Here is a 16,388-nt window from a genome sequence, read left to right on the forward strand (position 1 = left end):
GCTCAGTCCGTGAAGTAGTCGGGGTACTTGGCGCGCAGCGCCGGGCCGAGTTCGAGAGCGCGTCTGGCGTGCCGGCTGATCAGGGCGCGGCCGGCCGGCACATCGGCGGCCTCCAGCGCGTCCACGATCAGTCTGTGCTCGTCGATCAGCTCTCGCACCGCGGCGGAGTCGGGCAGGGCGAGCCGCCGAAGCCGGTCCAGCTGCAGCTTCATCCGTTGCACCGCCTGCCACGCTCGCGGATAGCCGCTGAGCGAGAAGATCTCGCTGTGCAGCGCCTCATCGGCCGCGAAGAAGGCGTCGAAGTCTTCCGTGCGGTAGCTGTGCTCCTGCCGGTCGAGCAGTTCGCGCAGCACGGTGACGTCCGGCGCCGGATCGGCGCACACCACCTCGAACGCCGCAACCTCCAGATTCTCGCGGACGAAGCGCGCCTCTTCCACATCACGCAGGCTGATCAACCCGACCCGGGTGCCCACCTGCGGCACGACCCGCACGAGCCCCGCGTCGACGAGCCGCGCGAGGGCTTCGCGCACCGGCGTGCGACTGACGTGCAGCCGCTCGGCCAGATCCGTCTCGGACAGGGACGCTCCAGGGGCGAGTCGCACCTCGCGGATCGCGGAGACCAACTCGTCGTAGACGCGATCGGACGTCCGTGCCGGCGCACGGTCTCGGACGACCGGGGACAGCATGGGATCGCGTCCGGCGGGTGCGGGCTCGGGGATGCGCGCTTGATGGGAACTCACAAAATTGATCGTTGCATGCCGCAAGCTTGTATGCAAGTATCCCAGCATTAACGTGATCGTCGTAAAGGGGAAACAAGAGCCCGCCCGGGACGTCGGCGGCCACGCCGCCGGTGAGTCCGTGATCACCTCCCGGAAGCCGTAGCAGATCGCCCAGCTCGCGACCGGGAACGCGCTGAAGGATCTCAACGGCGACAGGAGCGTCCCGCAAGCCCAGCCGTGCATGCCCCCAGCGACACGCGACGCGCTGTACAAGTAACAGTCGAGAGGTAAGTCATGCTCAACCGAAACGCGCGACTCACTGCGGCCGCAGCCATCGCCGCCACCGGCATCGCGTTGACGGGGTGCTCCGGCAGCACCGGGGCGAGCACCGCAGGCCCAGTGACCATCACGTTCTGGGGCTGGGCCTCGGGCTACGAGAAGTCCGTCTCGCTGTGGAACGAGTCTCACCCCGACGTCCAGGTGAAGTACGAGGCCATCGCCAACGGCGGCGCGGGCGGCTACGACAAGATGTTCACCGCCGCGAAGGCGGGCACGGCCCCGTGCCTGGCGCAGATCGGCTACGAGACCTTCTCGAGCTTCCTCGCCGCCGGCATGCTGCAGGACGTCAGCCAGTACGTCAAAGCACAGCGGGCCGAATTCGCCGACTGGGTGTGGGGCAATGTCGGCATCGACGGCGCCGCCTACGGCGTGCCGGTCGACACCGCGCCGATGGGCATGTTCTACCGCTCCGACCTCTTCACCGCCGCGAAGATCACGGTTCCGAAGACCTGGGAGGAGTTCAGGACGGCCGCCGCCGCGGTGAAGGCCGCCGACCCGAAGGCCCGCATCATGAACCTGCCCACCGACCCGTACCTCTACGCCGGGTTCGCCTGGCAGGGCGGTGCTCCCTGGTTCGGAGTCAACGGCGACGCCTGGACGGTCTCGCTCGACAGCGCCGCCAACAGCAAGGTCGCCGGCTACTGGCAGGGGCTCTTCGACCAGGATCTCGTCACGTCCTATCCGGCCTTCGACGCGGCGCTCTACTCCGCGTGGAACAGCGGCAAGGTCTGGGCGGAGGTCGGTCCGGTCTGGTCGGCGTCACTCATCCGGGACAACGCCGCCGGCTCCGCGGGCAAGTGGGCCGTCGCGCCCATGCCCCGGTGGGACAGCACGGACTCCGTCGGCAACTCGGGCGGGTCGGCCACGGCCGTCATGAAGGGCTGCGCGAACCCCAAGGAGGCCACCGAGTTCGCCATGTGGATGTCGACCGACGACACGTCCGTGTCGAACCTGATCAAGTCCGCGGCCATCCTTCCGGCGTCCACATCCGGGCTCGCCAACGCGGCGCTCGACACACCGGAGAGCTACTACGGCGGCCAGCCCATCTACCAGCTGTTCCGCACGGAGTCGGGCAAGGTGAACCCGAACTGGCGGTGGGGGCCGGTGATGTCCACCACGGCCGCGGCGCTCGGCGACGGCCTCGGCAAGGTGCCCACCAAGAGCGCGACCTTCCAGGACGCGCTGACCGGCACCCAGAAGGGCACGGTCTCCGCACTCGAAGCCCAAGGCTTCTCCGTCAGCAAGTAGCGCTGGTCCTTCGACAGATAAGGTCACCGTGTCCCCTGTGACGATTCAGCGGCGGAGCCGGCTTCGCGAGCTCCGGCGAGCCGCGCCGTTCGTTCTGCCGTTCCTCCTGCTCTTCGTCGTCGTCTACCTGGTGCCGGCCGGGTACTCCGTGGTTCAGAGCTTCTTCGCGGTGAAACGCTCGGGCCTCGGCCTCGGCGGCGCCGAAACCGTCTTCGCGGGCCTCGGCAACTACGTGCGGGTGTTCCAGGACGGGGACTTCATCGCCTCCTTGGGCAGGGTGAGCTTCATCGGCGTCATCCAGGTGCCCGTGATGCTCGGCATCGCGCTCATCCTCGCTCTGCTCATCGACTCGTCCGTGTCGAGGGGGCGCAAGTTCTTCCGGGTCGCCTACTTCGTCCCCTACGGGCTGCCTGGCGTGATCGCGGCCCTGGTGTGGTCGTTCCTGTACGCGCCCACCCTGAGCCCCATCACCCGGCTCTTCGCGTCGCTCGGCGTCGACGTCAGTTTCGTCGCCGACGGCGCCCTGCCGTTCTCGATCGCGAACATCCTGACCTGGGCGTGGACCGGCTACAACACGATCCTGATCTTCGCGGCCCTGCAGGCCATCCCCGAGGAGACGATGGAGGCCGCCGCCCTCGACGGCTGCTCCGGCTGGAAGGCCGCGCTGCTCATCAAGGTCCCGCTGATCCGGCCCGCCCTGCTGCTCACCCTCGTCTTCTCCATCATCGGCACGTCCCAGCTCTACAACGAGCCGGTCACCATGAAGTCCGTGGCGCCGAATCTGCCGTCCACCTACACCCCGATCATGGCCGCCGTCCGTTCGCTCTCGGCCAACGACTTCAACTATGCGGCCGCGCAGTCCGTGGTGCTCGGCGCCCTGATCTGCGTGCTGTCCGTTCTCGTCTTCCGCGCATCGGCCAGGAGAGTCGACTGATGACCGCCGCACTGCAATCGCGCCCACGAACAGCACCCGTCGCTCCGGCGCCGAGGCGGCGGCGCCCCCGGGCGCATCCGCTCAAGACGGTGAGCCCCGTCTCGCGCTCGTTCGTGCTGGCCGTCATGACCCTCTTCGCCGTCTACTTCCTCCTCCCGGTGTGGTGGCTGGTCGTCTCCGCCACCAAGGGCAGCGGAGAGATCTTCTCGGGCAACGGTTTCTGGTTCGGCGAACGCTTCGCCCTGGTGGAGAACGTCCAGACCCTGTTCCAGGCCCAGGGCGGCATCTACGCGCGCTGGCTGCTCAACTCGCTGCTGTACGCGGTGGGCGGGGGAGTCGTCTCCACGCTCCTGGCGTCCATGTGCGGGTACGCGCTCGCGAAGTTCCCGTTCCCGGGACGTGAGGCGGTCTTCGGCACCGTGCTCGCCGCGGTGCTCCTGCCCGCACCCGTCCTCGCCATCCCGCTGTACCTCGTGTTCAGCTTCACCGGAACCGTCAACACCTTCTGGGCCGTCTTCATCCCGAGCATCGTCAGCCCGTTCGGGGTGTACCTCAGCCGGATCTACGCCGCGTCGTCGATACCGGACGCCCTGCTCGAGGCCGGCCGTATCGACGGCGCGGGCGAAATGCGGATCTTCGCGATGGGTGTGCGGCTCATGGCGCCCGCGATGGTCACGATCTTCCTGTTCCAGTTCGTCGCGATCTGGACGAACTTCCTCCTGCCCTCGCTCATGCTCGCCGACACCACCCTCCAACCGGTGACGGTCGGCCTCGTCGGCTGGCGCGAACTGCAGGGCTATCCCATCGGCTACAGCACCGTCGTCACCGGCGCGTTCATCTCGGTCGTGCCGGTCGTCGCGATGTTCCTGTCACTGCAGTCGTTCTGGAGCAAGGGCCTCGCGACGGGGGCCGTCAAGTAGCCGGCCCGTACACCACCGAAAGGGTGACCCATGACCATCCTGGCCGGGAAGCTGACCTCCTTATGCCTCGCGGCGCTTCTCGTGGCACCGCAGGGAACCGCCGCCGCGGCAGCCGACCCCCCGCCGACCAACCTCCTCGCCGCGGACATGGACACCGGATTCGACAGCGGCAAGAGCTCGCTGACCGTGGCCAACGCGGTGTCGGGAGGCACGCAGGAGATCGTGAGCGTGGGCGGGAACAACGCCGTCGAACTCCGTGACGCCGCCCAGGGCACGAACCTCTCGAGCTACTTCTACCAGCGTTGGTCCGCCGGCACGCTGAAGGACCGCATCAACGCCGTGTACCGCCAGCCGGTCGGCAGTCCCGCCCAGCAGTTCGCCCTGCGGTACGACCTCAAGCGGAGCGCGGCCAGCGACAAGCCGGTCGCGAAGGACATCTACGCGCAGATCCAGTTCGGCAACTTCGACAACAACCTGGTGCCGCGGTTTCCCGTTCCGGCCGTGAGTGTCACGACCACCTCCGCCTACGCCGACACGTCCGGCGCCCTGTCACGGGTCGACGAGACCGCCATCCCGCAGTACCGCTTCACGATCGTGCCCAACGGCGGGCAGCGGGTCATCTCGACGGTCGAGCTCGGCTTCTCGGTGCGCGTCGACACCGGCGGCACCGACGAGGCGATCACCGTCGACAACCTCGGAATCTACGAGCTGGGCAGCATCTCCGACGCGGCGCCCCCGACCGCGCCGACCGCGCTCACCCGCGGTGCCGTGTCCGCCGGCAGCGTCTCCCTCAGCTGGACGGCGTCGACCGACGATGTCGGCGTGACCGGATACGACGTCTACCGTGACGGCTACCAGGTCGCGTCCGTCAGCGGGAACACCACGTCCGCGGTCGTCGCCGGCCTGATGCCCGCGACGACCTACGCGTTGACCGTGCGGGCGAAGGACGCGAGCGGCAACGTCAGCCCGCCGAGCGCGGCGCTCACCGTCACGACCGGCCCGTACGTGCCCGAGGCGCCCGCTCCGTTCCCCGGCACCCGCGAGACCCGGACGCAGTGGCTGTGGGACAAGACGAAAGCCATGAAGGAGGAGAGCGGCGCCGTCAACGTGGCGCAGTACACGGCGCAGCTCGCCGACCACGCGAACGTGGCGGCGAACCTCGCCAAGCTCGACACGCTCTTCCAGAGCTACGACTACGAGCAGTACAAGACGATGGCGAAGATGTACTCGTACCTCATGGTCGGAGATCAGTTCAGCGCCGCCATGCTCGCGCACGTGCGGAGCTACTTCGCCTCGTACGCCTACCAGAAGCTCGCGCAGACGGAGAACCTGCGGATGAGCAACTACGCCACCGGGTACCTCGTCGGCCAGTACTTCCCCGACCTCGCCGACCTGAACGGCAACTCCGGGGCGCAGCTGAAGAGCATCAACAAGGCCAACATCCTCGAGATGGTGAACGCGGGCGTGCGGCGCGGATGGGCCGAGTACCAGAGCCCCGAGTACACCTTCATGACGTACTTCTGCCTCAACGCCCTCTACCAGTGGGCCGACGACGCCGACCTCCGTCAGCGGGTGAAGATGGCGATGGACGTCATGTGGTTCGAATGGGCGAACGACTGGATCAACGGCTACATGATCTCGTCGGAGAGCCGAGCCAAGGGCGACGCCCACGCGGCCAATGATCCGACCTGGCGGGCCGCTGACCACTCGACGCTCGCCTGGACGTACTTCGGCGGCCATCGCGCGCAGCAGGGAGTCGGCGAATCGGACAACCCGGCGCCGGCGGCGTATCGTCCGAACCTCGAGTACGCCGGCCTCGCCGCCTGGAAGGGGATGACGTACTCGCCGCCCGAGCTCGCGGTGCGGATCGGCCGGATGACCGACAAGTCCTACACCTCGCACAAGACGAACCTGCAGAACTCGAGCGGACGCGCGATGGACATCTACCGCACGAGCTACGTCCGCCCCACCTGGGGTCTCGGCACCGAGGTCCAGTACCGCCGGGTCGACAACTGGATCGAGGACCTGCCCGTCGTGCTCCGCTGGCACGCCGACGCCGCGAATCCGCTCTTCCGGCTGTCGGTCGACCAGGGCAACGCGCCGATCGGCACCTACAACCAGCCCGCCAACCAGCGGGTGATGCAGAACGGCCCCACCGCGGTGGGCGTCTACAAGTCGTCGGGCGACCAGACCTCGAACTACATCAACGCGCTGTTCCCCGTATCCGGGTCGATTCGGGAACGGCGTGAGGTCGGCGGATGGACGGTCGCCGACGCCGGGTCCATGTACTTCGCGTACAAGCTGGTGAAGCCGGGGACGTGGTACCACCAGACACCGAACGACCCGGCGAACAAGGTGAAGACGACGGCGCAGACCCACCCGACCGCCAGCCTCAGTTACAGCTACGACATCCTGCGCAGCCAGGCCGACAAGAACGGCTGGGTGCTGGAGACGGCCGACGCGTCCGCGTACGCCGACCTCGACGCGTTCGCGAGCGCCCTGGTCCGCACGACGAGCCTGGACGTGAGCCATCTCGAGGACGCCAATCCGCGGCTCGTCTACCACAGCCTCAGCGGGGACGACCTCGACATCACCTTCGACTCGGCGTCGCAGGCGCCCGGCGCCGCCCATCTCGTGAACGGCAAGGCGATCGACTACGACTCGTTCAAGCTGTTCGACACCCCGTGGCTGCAGCAGGACAAGCTGGGCGCCACGTTCACCGCCACGGTCGACGGCACGTCCGTCGTCTACGACTTCGACCAGTGGACGGTGACCGCCGTGAACGACGGGGCCACGACTGTCCCGGCCGCCGCCCGTCTCACGTCGGACAACGGGTGGGACACCGGGCTGCTCGACGGCGACTACACGATCTCGATGGACCTCTGGTGGGGCGAGAACGCCACCCAGTTCCGCCTCTTCGAGAACGGCAAGCCGCTCGGCAGCACGCGGCTGACGATGGGCTCGCCCGCGGCGCAGCACGCCGCGGTGAAGATCTCAGGGCGGCGGAACGGCACGTACGTGTACACCGGCGAGCTGGTCAACTCGAAGGGCGTCCGCACCGTCGATCCGCTCGTGGTCACGGTGCGGGACGCGGGCCCCGGAGTGCCGGCGCTCAGCGACGACAACCGGGACCACGACGGCACCTTCACCGTTCACGCCAACCTGTGGTGGGGCACCAACGCCACCCGGTACCGCTTCTTCGAGAACGGCGAGCAGGTGGGTCAGGGCGACCTGGTGGCCGCGACGCCGGGGGCGCAGCAGGCGTCGCTCGACGTCACGGGCAAACCGGCGGGGGAGTACGAGTACGTGGTGGAGTTCGTGAACGCCCTCGGGGAGACCAGGAGCACGCCCCTGCCGGTGGTCGTTCGATGACAGCAGGGCGGCGGCGGTTCACCCATCGCGGATGATCAGCCGCCGCCTCCCGTCGGCTCTGCGATTCACCGGCTGAGCAGCAGGGCGATCAGCAGGGCGAGCAGGAGGGAGTCGAGCCGGTCGAGCAGCCCACCGGCACCCGCCAGCCAGGAGGCTGAGTCCTTGGCCTCGACACCTCGCTTGACCATCGACTCCAGCAGGTCCCCCAGCGGCGCACCGACCGCCACCGCGACGGCCAAGGCCGGCGTGAGCGCACCCAGGACGGCCAGCGTGCCCAGGCCCGCGGCGGCCCCGGCCAGCAGCCCGCTCCAGCGCTTGGCAGGCGACAGCGGGGAAAGGGACGGCCCGCCCAGCAGCCGGCCGCCGAACGAGGCGGCGATGTCGGCGATCGACACCGCGGCGAACAGCGCCAGGACGGCCGGGCCGAGCAGGACCACGCCGACCAGCGGCGCGAACCAGATCACCCCGAGCACACCGAAGCACAGCCGGGACAGCCCGCCGGCCGCGTCACCGGCCAGCACCGGGACCAGCGCAACGGCCACGATGGTGAGGACGAGCACCCGGGGCAACTGGCCGGGGGCCAGCCAGGCCGTCACAGGCGCCACCGGCACGGCGACGGCGAGCACCGCGCGGTCCAGCCGGGGGAGCCGGGGGAGCCCGCCGTACTCGAGGGCGCACGCCACACCCGCCGCCGCGGCAAGGACGGCCGCACCGCCGGGGCCGACGTACAGGGCGGCGACCACGATGGGCACGCCCAGCGCCCAAGCGCACCACCGCAGCACGTACTCCCGCCGTCTGGACAGCGCGGCGGCGATGCCGCCGACGAGCAGCGCGCCGGCGAGATAGGGGACCAGGTCCGCGACCTCGATCACGCCACGCCAAGCGGGACGCGCAGCGCCTCGGCGACGGCGACCGCCACCCGGGCGTTGGCCGCGGCGTCGCGCACCGCGATCCGCACCGTCCTGCCCTCGAACGCCGGGGACAACGGCGACAGGTCTCGCAGGAACACCCCCTGCCGCCGGCACCGGTCGACGAGCTGGGCCGCGCCCGGCCCGCCCCGGGGCAGCGTGAGCAGCACGAAGTTCGCCACCGACTCGCTGACGTGCAGATCCGCGCCGATCGCGGTGAGCGCCGCGGCCAGCTCGGCACGCAGCACCACCGTCTGCGCCCACTGGGCGGCGTAGTACGCCGGATCGCGCAGTGCGTGCACCGCGGCGATCTGGGCGGGCAGGCTCACCGCCCACGGCGGGGTCCAGCGCCGCAGCTCGGCCGCGAGCCGCGGCGGCGCGGTGAGGTAGGCCGCCCGCAGACCCGACAGGGCGTACATCTTGGACAGCGACGTGCACACGACGGCGTTGTCGGCCGCTGCCGCGTACGGCTCCAGCGACTGCCCCGCACCGGCGTAACCGACGTAGGCCTCGTCGATCCAGAACCGGGTCCCGCCCGGCGCGCCCGCCAGCACCTCCCGCAGCTCGGCCGCGTCAAGGTGCACCCCGGTCGGATTGTTGGGGTTGACGACGACCACCAGGTCGTAGCGTTCCCGCAGGGCGCGGGCGAAACGTTCCGGGTCGATCCGCCAGCCCTCCTCGCGACGCAGCGGGAACCGGTCGGCGCGGCAGCCGATCACCCGCTCGACGACGTGCGCGTACTCGCCGTAGCAGGGATCGATCAGCAGCACCCGGCTGGAGGCGTCCAGCCAGCCGCGGAACGCCCGGAAGATCAGGTCGGACGAGCCCGCGCCGACGGCGACGGCGTCCTCGGGGACGCCCCGGCGACGTGCGATCTCCTCGATGAGCCCGCCGGCCTGCGCCGGCGGAGAGGTCCGCGCGATCCAACGCTGCCCGTCGGTCAGGGCCGCGACCGCGGCGGGGGCCGGCGGAAACCAGGCGTCGAGCACGTCGGCGGGTACCACGTCGCGGTGCGCGTCCAGGGTGTCGAACCCCCGGCCCAGCGCCTCGATGGAGGCGCCGCCGTGCGCGCACGACTCGTCCTCGGGGAGGAAGGCGACCTCCAGCCGCCAGCGGACCGTCCGCCGAAGATCACGCAGCAGCGGGCCGTACTGTCGCAGGGTCCGATCGGTGAGCTCGGCCACGTCGCCGGTCAGGAGCTCGAAGTCGACGGCCCCTGAGCGCACCGCCACACCCGTGGACGCCAGCCCCAGCCCCAGATACATCGGCAGCAACCCGACCCGGCCCAGGGCCACGATGCTCCTGCCTCCGTGCGCCATCACCCAGCGAAGCGCCGCGTACATGAGCAGCTTGCCGATCATCTCGCCGCGGCGGCTCGGATCGACGGTCAGGATCCGGATCTCGAACAGGCCGTCCTCACGCAGCGCCGGATGCTCGTCTCCCCGCAGGTATTTGTCGATCGAGTAGCGGCCCGCCCACGGCGGCGTCACGCTGATGAACCCGGCCGGTTCGCCGTGGAGAGCCGCCACGATGTAGACGTTGCCCTCGTCGAGGTCGTCGGTGAGCAGCCCGGCGGGATTGGGGGAGTGCTGGCCGAGTTCCCGCGCGTACACCTCGTGCCGCAGGCGGTAGATCCAGTCACGGTCCGTCTCCGACGACAGCCGCAGTTCAAGCTCATCATCGACCATGGTCACGCTCTTCACGCTATCGGGAGGTGGCATCGGCCGCCGAGCCCGCGCCCGTTCCGGCCTGCCGGCTCATGAGGCTTGCCCGACCGAAAACACGTTGCGGTCGAAGGCCGGGACGCGAAACGCTCTCGGCGTGAAGATGCACGCCAACCAGCTGACGGTGTCACCCGAGACGGTCCGCGCATTGGTGGATGACCAGTTCCCCGAGTGGCGGAGCCTGCCTGTCAGGAGCATCGCCGTCCAGGGGACGGTCAACGCCATCTTCCGCGTCGGCGACGGGTTCGCAGCTCGGTTCCCTCTGCAGCCTGGGGACGTCGACGCGACGCGACGCTGGCTGGAGTCCGAAGCGGAAGCGGCCCGCGAGCTGGTGGGCCGCACGCGGTTTCGCACGCCCGAGCCGGTCGCACTCGGTGAACCCGGGGCGGGCTACCCGCTTCCGTGGGCGGCGCAGACGTGGCTGCCCGGCGACGTGGCCACCGACGAGGACCCGGGCGCATCAGTCGCGTTCGCGCACGACCTGGCCGACCTCATCGGTGACCTGCGCGCCATCGACACGCGTGGCCGCACGTTCGCCGGCAACGGCCGAGGAGGCGAGCTTCACTCCCACGACGGGTGGATGGAAACCTGTTTCAGGCACAGCGAACACCTCCTGGACGTTCCCCGGCTTCGTCGCTTGTGGGCGACCCTTCGAAGCCTGCCGCGCGACTCAGCCGACGTGATGACCCACGGCGATCTCATTCCCGGCAACGTGCTCGTGTCCGCTGGTCGGCTCGCCGGGATTCTCGACGTCGGCGGCTTCGGGCCGGCTGACCCTGCTCTGGATCTGGTGAGTGCCTGGCATCTGCTCGAGGCGGGGCCGCGGCAGGTGCTCCGCGAGGACCTTCGGAGCGACGACACTGAATGGGAGCGAGGCAGAGCGTGGGCCTTCGTCCAGGCGATGGGCGTCGTCTGGTACTACGTCGAAAGCAACCCGGTCATGAGCCGGATGGGCCGACGCACCCTGGAGCGCATCCTGGCGGACAAGTCAGCTGCCTGAGTTCAGACGTCGACGTCGTCCCGGTAGAGGGCTGGTGTGGATCGGCTCGCCCCGCAACCGGTGGTGCACGAACGCCACCGGCGAGGCGGTGGTCGGGCTGTTCACGCCGGCTGGCTGATCAGCGTGTCGACAACCCGGAGCACGTTCGCCGTGGTGTCCAGATCGCCCAGGATGATGATCTTCAGGGTGGCCCGTTGCTCGTCGTAGACGGTCTCGACGCGTAGGTGGTCACCGCCGTCGCGTCTGTGGCGGCCGTGGACGAGGGCCAGGACCGTGTTGGTCAGGCGTATCGTCGCCTCACGGTCGATCGAGTCGATCTGCACGATGCTGGACACCTCCGCGTGGAGTGCCTCTTGGGCGGGAGGTGGTGACATGGGCGCGCCGGTGAACGCCTCCAGATCCTCCCGGGCGATCCGGTACTGCTTGCCGACCCGCGTCGCCTTGAGTCGCCCGTCCCGTACGTAGGCCCGAACCGTCTTGACGTGGAGATCGAGCAGGCCCGCCACCTGATCCACCGAGTAGAACTGCTGTACCACGGCCGCCATCCTCGGTAAGGGTTCCTCGTGCTTCCCCAAGGTAGCACGTGACACGGGCTGTTTAGGGAAGAAGGAGTGCATCTACATTCCCTGTTGCTCCCTTTGATAGGGAAGGTTAGGGTGTGTTTGTGTATAACAAGACAGTGCTCGCGTCATGAGCACGATCTACAAGTCCGAAGCCGGCGCGAGTGAGATCCAGCGCCGATACCGGGAGGCGCTGCGCGCCTGGCCGGTTCCCGCCGAGCACATCCACGTGCCGACCCGCCAGGGCGAGACCTTCGTCATCGCCTCCGGCCCCGAACAAGCGCCCCCCGTGCTCCTGCTGCACGGCTCGGGGGCGAACGCCACGATGTGGCGGAACGACGTCACCACCTGGTCGCGGCACTTCCGCGTCTACGCCGTCGACCTCATCGGCGAACCAGGCCTGAGCGCACCCTCCCGCCCGCCCCTCGACTCCGACGCCTACGCCCTGTGGCTCGACGACGTGCTGGAGGCCCTCGCCATCACCAGCGCTCCGATCGTCGGCATCTCACTCGGCGGCTGGATGGCCCTGGACTACGCCACCCGCAGGCCCGACCGGGTGACCCGCCTGGCCCTGATGTGCCCCGGCGGCGTGGGCAGGACCAAGTCGGCCTGGCTGTTCAAGGCCGTCCTACTCCGCCTGTTCGGGCGCCGGGGCATACGCCGGTCCGCACGATCCGTCGCGGGACTGGAAAAGCTGCAGGACCAATCCGTCCTCGACGATCTGGTACTGACCTTCACTCAGTTCAAGCCACGCCCAGCGCAGCTGCCCAGGTTCTCCGGCGACGCGCTGCGCCGCCTGACCCTGCCGATGCAGGTGACGGTCGGCGACCGCGACGCCCTGTTCGACTCCGCCGACACCGCCCAGCGCATCCGCCAGTGCGTCCCACACGCGACCGTGCGGCTCCTGCCCGGAGTCGGGCACTCGATCTTCGACCAGACCGACTCCATCCTGGCCTTCCTCCGCGCCTGACCCGGCGTTGATGGTCAGGTGCCAGCGCTTCGGCGGCCCAACGAGCGTGTCGAAGCCGCCCCCGACGTGCGCCCCTCCGCCGCGCTCGGTCCCTGCCAGCGCTGTCTCGCCCGCGCCGTCGCGCGGCTCGACGACCGGCTGCGCCATGGTTACGGACGATGAGGCGGAGGAGTTCGGACTGGGGCGGCGGGTGGACCTTCCCATGCCTTGAGGGAGGTCCTGCGCCTGATCGCAGGTTGCTCCCGGGACCTGACTGACCAGCGGTTCCGGCGCGCGGACCTACGCCGACGGCTACGGCTTTTCGTCCTCGCCGGATGACCGGATCGCCTACGGGCGCTCGCGCCTGCGCATCGGGCTGACCCGGATCGGCCGTCTGCTGTCGCCCAGGTCGCTTGCTTCGTTGGACGGCCCCGCCCGCACTGTCCCTCCACCCGCTGAAGGAGTCTCCGCTTGAGACAAGTCGTTTCTGTGTCTCAGGCGCGACGGGTGCCCTCCGTGATCTGCCGAAGTATGGACGTGTAAATCTGGAAGGCGTTGCGCCCTTCGTCGGTCAGCGCCAGCCAGGTTCGGGGGCGTTTGCCGACGAAGCCTTTCGTCGCCTGCACGTAGCCGGCCTTCTCCAGCGTGTTGATGTGCTTGGACAGCAGCGAGTCGCTGACCTCGATCGTGTCCCTCAAAAAGCCGAACTCGACCGTTTCCGCCGCCGCGAGCGTCGCCATGATGGACAGTCGCACCGGAGCGTGGATGATCTCGTCGAGCGTGTGCCGTGGATGGCTCACCGGTCACCCGTGGAGCGGAACACGCGCACCGCACCGTACAGCAGGGGAGCGGTCGCGATCAGTGCGACCAGTACATCGGCCACCGTCCACAGCGGGCCTGGCTCGTGCGGGTGCAGGAACATGTTGTAGACCGCCCCGATCGCGGTCGTCCCCACGAACACCCAGGTGAGAGGGAACGAGAGCCGGGAGTGCAGCCGATCGTAGACCCGCTGCCGGAAGATGTAGACGCCGCCGACCACGGTAAGGACGCCGAGCGCCAGAGGGGCGTAATCCTGGACCGTCGCGGGGCCGAGCAGCGTGGCCAGCCAGTAGCCGGTGGCTCCGAGCCACATCCCCAGGAAGAAGTACGCGCCCCGCCGACTGGACTTCCGTACGGTGCCCTGCGCGCGGTCCACTTCACGAAGGGCGGCGCGGCCTGGTCGACAACACAGGTGCCGCGGCCCACGACGCCCGAGCCGCAGCGACGGCCCTCCTGGCCGCATTCAACCCGGGCAAGACTCCCTGACACCCTCAGCGCCGGCGCACCCGCCCGCAGTCTCGTCGCCGTCGCGAGTGAAGCCCACAACGACAGGTCTGGGGGGTCGACCGGCGTATCACTTGAATGGGCTGTTCACGCCCCGTCCTCGGCAACGGCGACGTCTCCGACAGCAGAGCCGCGGCCCACCGGCCGGGACCTGCTCGGTGCCCAGCGCCCGGCCGACTGAGTCGATCGCGGCCGCGGAGTGTGTCCTGGCGGGTGTCGACTCCACCGGCGATCTCGAAGTCCTGAGCACCTCCCGGCCTTGGCCGACAGGGCCCGTTGAGGCCCGAAGTCAGTCAGTGGTCGGGGCCGGGAGATGATCGTCCACAGTCAGTGGTTGAAGACGGCTGGAAGGAACGTCGTCAGGGCCGTCGTTACCTCCGACGGTCGCTCGAGCGGTGGTAGATGGCCGGTTTGGGGGAGGTCGATGCGGCGGGCGCCGGGGATGCCCGTCGCGAGCAGCGACGAGACCTCCTGGATGCCGGCCACGTCCGACAGGCCGTTGATCACCAGGGTCGGGGCGGTGATCTCGTGCAGGCGGGTGGCGGCGGGTGGGGCAAGGAGGCGCTGGGTGGACCTGGGGCCGGTCCAGGAGCGTTCGAACATCAGGCGGCACATCTCCACCGCGGCCTCCCACGCCTCGTCGGTGAGGGCGTCGCGGCCGCGGTCGGGGCCCGCGACCTGCCAGAGCGTGTGGGCCTCGGCCATCGCGCGGACGTCCTCCGGGTGCACGTGGTCGGCGGTGCCCGCACGGTAGCGGGCCAGGCGGTCGGCGGGGACTGAGGTGTGGACTCGTTCGCGGGCCTGATCCAGCATTTCCGGCGGCCACACGTGACCGGTCAAGCTCGAGCAGATCGGGACGAGCGCGGCGACCCGGGAGGGGGCGGCGAGGGCGGCTTCGGTGGCGTACTTGCCGCCATCCGAGCTGCCGACCAGCGCCGCCCGCTCGACCTCCAGCGCGTCCATCACGGCGAGCAGGTCCTCGTGGTGGCACACTTCGCCCTCGGCATCACCGGAACGGCCATACCCTCGCCAGTCGTAGCGGATCACGCGATAGGTCTCCGACAGGGCCCGGAACTGGTGGTCCCACAGGCGCATATCGGCAGCTGACCCGTGCACGAGGACGACAGTGCCCGCCGGGGTCCTTGGAGCGGCCTCCTCGTAGGCGATCTTGACGTCGTCGATGATCAGCATGATGGGACGCTACCGCGGGGCGCGGCCGTGGGGTGAGGACGTTCGCCAGAGGCGCAGCTCGTGCTCGCCCTCGACATGCGCGCCGGTGATCGGCGTCGCCGTGCTCAACGACGGTGGGCGGCTGCGCCTTCTTCGAGCGCCTGACGTTCCAGAGCGGCAGCTGCAATCTCCCGCCTGATCGTCGCCGGCAGGTGCGCGACGGCAGCGGCGCCGTGATGGTCGAGGTCTTCGATCGCCACTACATCCGCGAAGTGCAACTCTGGGGTTGCGCCTGGAGGGATCGATGTGCAACTCTAGGGTTGCATCAAACGACGAAAGCGAAGGAGCCCCCACATGAGCGAGGACCGGATCGAACGCGAGACCCTGATCGCGGCATCCCTGGAGCGGGTCTGGTCGCTGGTGACCGAACCCGGGTTCTGGGTGGCCGACCCGGCGAGCCTGGCCGGCACCGTGGCCAAGGAAGGCGAGTCGATGGTGGCGAAGAACGCCGAGTACGGCGACTTCCCGGTGCGCGTGGAGAAGGTCGAGCCGCCGACGTACGTGGCGTACCGCTGGGCCAGCGCGTTCCCCGGGGAAGAGTTGCGCGAGGACAACAGCACCCTCGTGGAGTTCACCTTGACCCCGGAAGGCGACAAGACGCGGCTCCGCGTCGTCGAGAGCGGATTCGCGGCGCTGGCCGCGTCCGAGGAACTGCGCCAGCAGGCGGTCAAGGACAACACCGGCGGCTGGCCTCAGGTGTTCGACGCGCTCAAGACGCGCGCCGAACAGGCGCACGCGTGACGGACGAGCGTCACGGCGCCGTCGACAGCGTCCTCGTCGCGCTGGCCGACCCGACGCGACGTCAGATGCTTGATCTGCTCGCCGCGCACGGCGAGGCCACCGCGACGACGCTCGCCGAACGGCTTCCCGTCTCGCGGCAGGCGGTGGTCAAGCACCTTGCCGTCCTGGACGCCGCCGGGCTGGTTTCCAGCACCCGGGTCGGACGCGAGGTGCGATACGCGGTGCGGTCCGCTGCGCTGGACGCGACGGCGCAGTGGATGGCCGCGCTCGCGGCCGACTGGGATCGCCGGTTGGCGACCATCAAGCGCATCGCCGAGGCAGCGGAGCGCGATTCGCGCTCATAGGACGTGGCGTGATCTGCCGTCGTGCTACGGGAACTGGACGGCATCGCCGCGTCCGCCAGTGGGCGAGCCGTCCGCCC

At 69.4% G+C, this 16,388-nt stretch carries 16 protein-coding genes; 8 read left to right on the forward strand and 8 right to left on the reverse strand.

Translation table 11 applies throughout. The features are described 5' to 3' along the window. Positions 1–2 precede the first annotated feature (2 nt). Complete coding sequence (locus ABT294_RS18340; protein WP_350807008.1) at positions 3–740, reverse strand: GntR family transcriptional regulator; 738 nt, start codon at positions 738–740, stop codon at positions 3–5. Between the two features lie 273 nt (positions 741–1,013). Between ABT294_RS18340 and ABT294_RS18345 the strand changes: the two genes are divergently transcribed. The 4 genes from ABT294_RS18345 (at position 1,014) to ABT294_RS18360 (ending at position 7,532) form a co-directional block, all read left to right on the forward strand. Further along, positions 1,014–2,306 carry an extracellular solute-binding protein gene (locus ABT294_RS18345; protein WP_350807010.1) on the forward strand — a complete coding sequence of 431 codons (1,293 nt, stop codon included), beginning with the start codon at positions 1,014–1,016 and terminating at the stop codon, positions 2,304–2,306. 37 nt (positions 2,307–2,343) lie between these two features. Continuing rightward, positions 2,344–3,240: a carbohydrate ABC transporter permease gene (locus ABT294_RS18350; protein WP_350807013.1), complete on the forward strand. Its 897-nt coding sequence runs from the start codon at positions 2,344–2,346 to the stop codon at positions 3,238–3,240. Between the two features lie 89 nt (positions 3,241–3,329). Then, entirely contained in the window at positions 3,330–4,160 is an 831-nt protein-coding gene (locus ABT294_RS18355) for a carbohydrate ABC transporter permease (RefSeq protein ID WP_350807014.1), read from the forward strand. A gap of 30 nt (positions 4,161–4,190) precedes the next feature. Beyond that, positions 4,191–7,532, forward strand: coding sequence for a fibronectin type III domain-containing protein (locus ABT294_RS18360; protein ID WP_350807015.1), 3,342 nt, complete (start codon positions 4,191–4,193; stop codon positions 7,530–7,532). Positions 7,533–7,597: 65 nt separating this feature from the next. On the opposite strand, the gene ABT294_RS18365 is transcribed toward ABT294_RS18360, so the two are convergent. Together ABT294_RS18365 and ABT294_RS18370 are read right to left on the reverse strand one after the other, a co-directional pair. After that, a complete protein-coding gene (locus tag ABT294_RS18365; protein WP_350807016.1) occupies positions 7,598–8,404 on the reverse strand; it encodes a phosphatidate cytidylyltransferase in 807 nt (268 codons plus the stop codon). Next, entirely contained in the window at positions 8,401–10,128 is a 1,728-nt protein-coding gene (locus ABT294_RS18370; protein ID WP_350807092.1) for a histidinol-phosphate aminotransferase family protein, read from the reverse strand. Before ABT294_RS18370 ends, ABT294_RS18365 begins: the two co-directional genes overlap by 4 nt. Here ABT294_RS18370 and ABT294_RS18375 point away from each other — a divergent pair. Next, complete coding sequence (locus ABT294_RS18375) at positions 10,127–11,164, forward strand: aminoglycoside phosphotransferase family protein (RefSeq protein ID WP_350807017.1); 1,038 nt, start codon at positions 10,127–10,129, stop codon at positions 11,162–11,164. The genes ABT294_RS18370 and ABT294_RS18375 overlap by 2 nt on opposite strands. A gap of 101 nt (positions 11,165–11,265) precedes the next feature. Here the strand turns inward: ABT294_RS18375 and ABT294_RS18380 are convergent, their stop codons facing one another. Continuing rightward, a complete protein-coding gene (locus tag ABT294_RS18380; protein ID WP_350807018.1) occupies positions 11,266–11,709 on the reverse strand; it encodes a helix-turn-helix domain-containing protein in 444 nt (147 codons plus the stop codon). Between the two features lie 145 nt (positions 11,710–11,854). Between ABT294_RS18380 and ABT294_RS18385 the strand changes: the two genes are divergently transcribed. Continuing rightward, the gene (locus tag ABT294_RS18385; RefSeq protein ID WP_350807019.1) at positions 11,855–12,694 is read left to right on the forward strand and encodes an alpha/beta fold hydrolase; all 840 of its coding nucleotides are present in this window, start codon (positions 11,855–11,857) and stop codon (positions 12,692–12,694) included. A 473-nt stretch (positions 12,695–13,167) separates the two neighbouring features. Here the strand turns inward: ABT294_RS18385 and ABT294_RS18390 are convergent, their stop codons facing one another. The 4 genes from ABT294_RS18390 to ABT294_RS18405 form a co-directional block, all read right to left on the reverse strand. Further along, positions 13,168–13,473, reverse strand: a complete 306-nt coding sequence (locus ABT294_RS18390; RefSeq protein ID WP_350807022.1) for a winged helix-turn-helix domain-containing protein — start codon at positions 13,471–13,473, stop codon at positions 13,168–13,170. Then, the gene (locus tag ABT294_RS18395; protein WP_350807024.1) at positions 13,470–13,868 is read right to left on the reverse strand and encodes a hypothetical protein; all 399 of its coding nucleotides are present in this window, start codon (positions 13,866–13,868) and stop codon (positions 13,470–13,472) included. The genes ABT294_RS18390 and ABT294_RS18395 overlap by 4 nt, the downstream gene beginning before the upstream one ends. Positions 13,869–14,323: 455 nt before the next feature. Continuing rightward, on the reverse strand, positions 14,324–15,187 hold the full coding sequence (locus tag ABT294_RS18400; protein WP_350807025.1) for an alpha/beta fold hydrolase: 864 nt from the start codon (positions 15,185–15,187) through the stop codon (positions 14,324–14,326). A 104-nt stretch (positions 15,188–15,291) separates the two neighbouring features. Then, a complete protein-coding gene (locus tag ABT294_RS18405) occupies positions 15,292–15,426 on the reverse strand; it encodes a hypothetical protein (RefSeq protein WP_350807027.1) in 135 nt (44 codons plus the stop codon). Positions 15,427–15,520: 94 nt separating this feature from the next. Between ABT294_RS18405 and ABT294_RS18410 the strand changes: the two genes are divergently transcribed. Together ABT294_RS18410 and ABT294_RS18415 are read left to right on the forward strand one after the other, a co-directional pair. Then, positions 15,521–15,967 carry an SRPBCC domain-containing protein gene (locus tag ABT294_RS18410; protein WP_350807028.1) on the forward strand — a complete coding sequence of 149 codons (447 nt, stop codon included), beginning with the start codon at positions 15,521–15,523 and terminating at the stop codon, positions 15,965–15,967. Further along, the gene (locus tag ABT294_RS18415) at positions 15,964–16,311 is read left to right on the forward strand and encodes an ArsR/SmtB family transcription factor (protein WP_350807029.1); all 348 of its coding nucleotides are present in this window, start codon (positions 15,964–15,966) and stop codon (positions 16,309–16,311) included. The genes ABT294_RS18410 and ABT294_RS18415 overlap by 4 nt, the downstream gene beginning before the upstream one ends. The last annotated feature ends 77 nt before the right edge of the window (positions 16,312–16,388 follow it).

The organism is Nonomuraea sp. NPDC000554, from assembly GCF_040300065.1.
In the GTDB taxonomy this organism is placed as follows: Bacteria; Actinomycetota; Actinomycetes; order Streptosporangiales; family Streptosporangiaceae; genus Nonomuraea.

What these genes read in the sequence shown, in the direction of transcription:
- ABT294_RS18345 (WP_350807010.1), top strand. Translation starts at nt 1,014, where the DNA reads ATGCTCAACCGAAACGCGCGACTCACTGCGGCCGCAGCCATCGCCGCC.
- ABT294_RS18360 (WP_350807015.1), top strand. Translation starts at nt 4,191, where the DNA reads ATGACCATCCTGGCCGGGAAGCTGACCTCCTTATGCCTCGCGGCGCTT.
- ABT294_RS18375 (WP_350807017.1), top strand. Translation starts at nt 10,127, where the DNA reads ATGGTCACGCTCTTCACGCTATCGGGAGGTGGCATCGGCCGCCGAGCC.
- ABT294_RS18370 (WP_350807092.1), bottom strand. Translation starts at nt 10,128, where the DNA reads ATGGTCGATGATGAGCTTGAACTGCGGCTGTCGTCGGAGACGGACCGT.
- ABT294_RS18380 (WP_350807018.1), bottom strand. Translation starts at nt 11,709, where the DNA reads ATGGCGGCCGTGGTACAGCAGTTCTACTCGGTGGATCAGGTGGCGGGC.
- ABT294_RS18385 (WP_350807019.1), top strand. Translation starts at nt 11,855, where the DNA reads ATGAGCACGATCTACAAGTCCGAAGCCGGCGCGAGTGAGATCCAGCGC.
- ABT294_RS18400 (WP_350807025.1), bottom strand. Translation starts at nt 15,187, where the DNA reads ATGCTGATCATCGACGACGTCAAGATCGCCTACGAGGAGGCCGCTCCA.
- ABT294_RS18410 (WP_350807028.1), top strand. Translation starts at nt 15,521, where the DNA reads ATGAGCGAGGACCGGATCGAACGCGAGACCCTGATCGCGGCATCCCTG.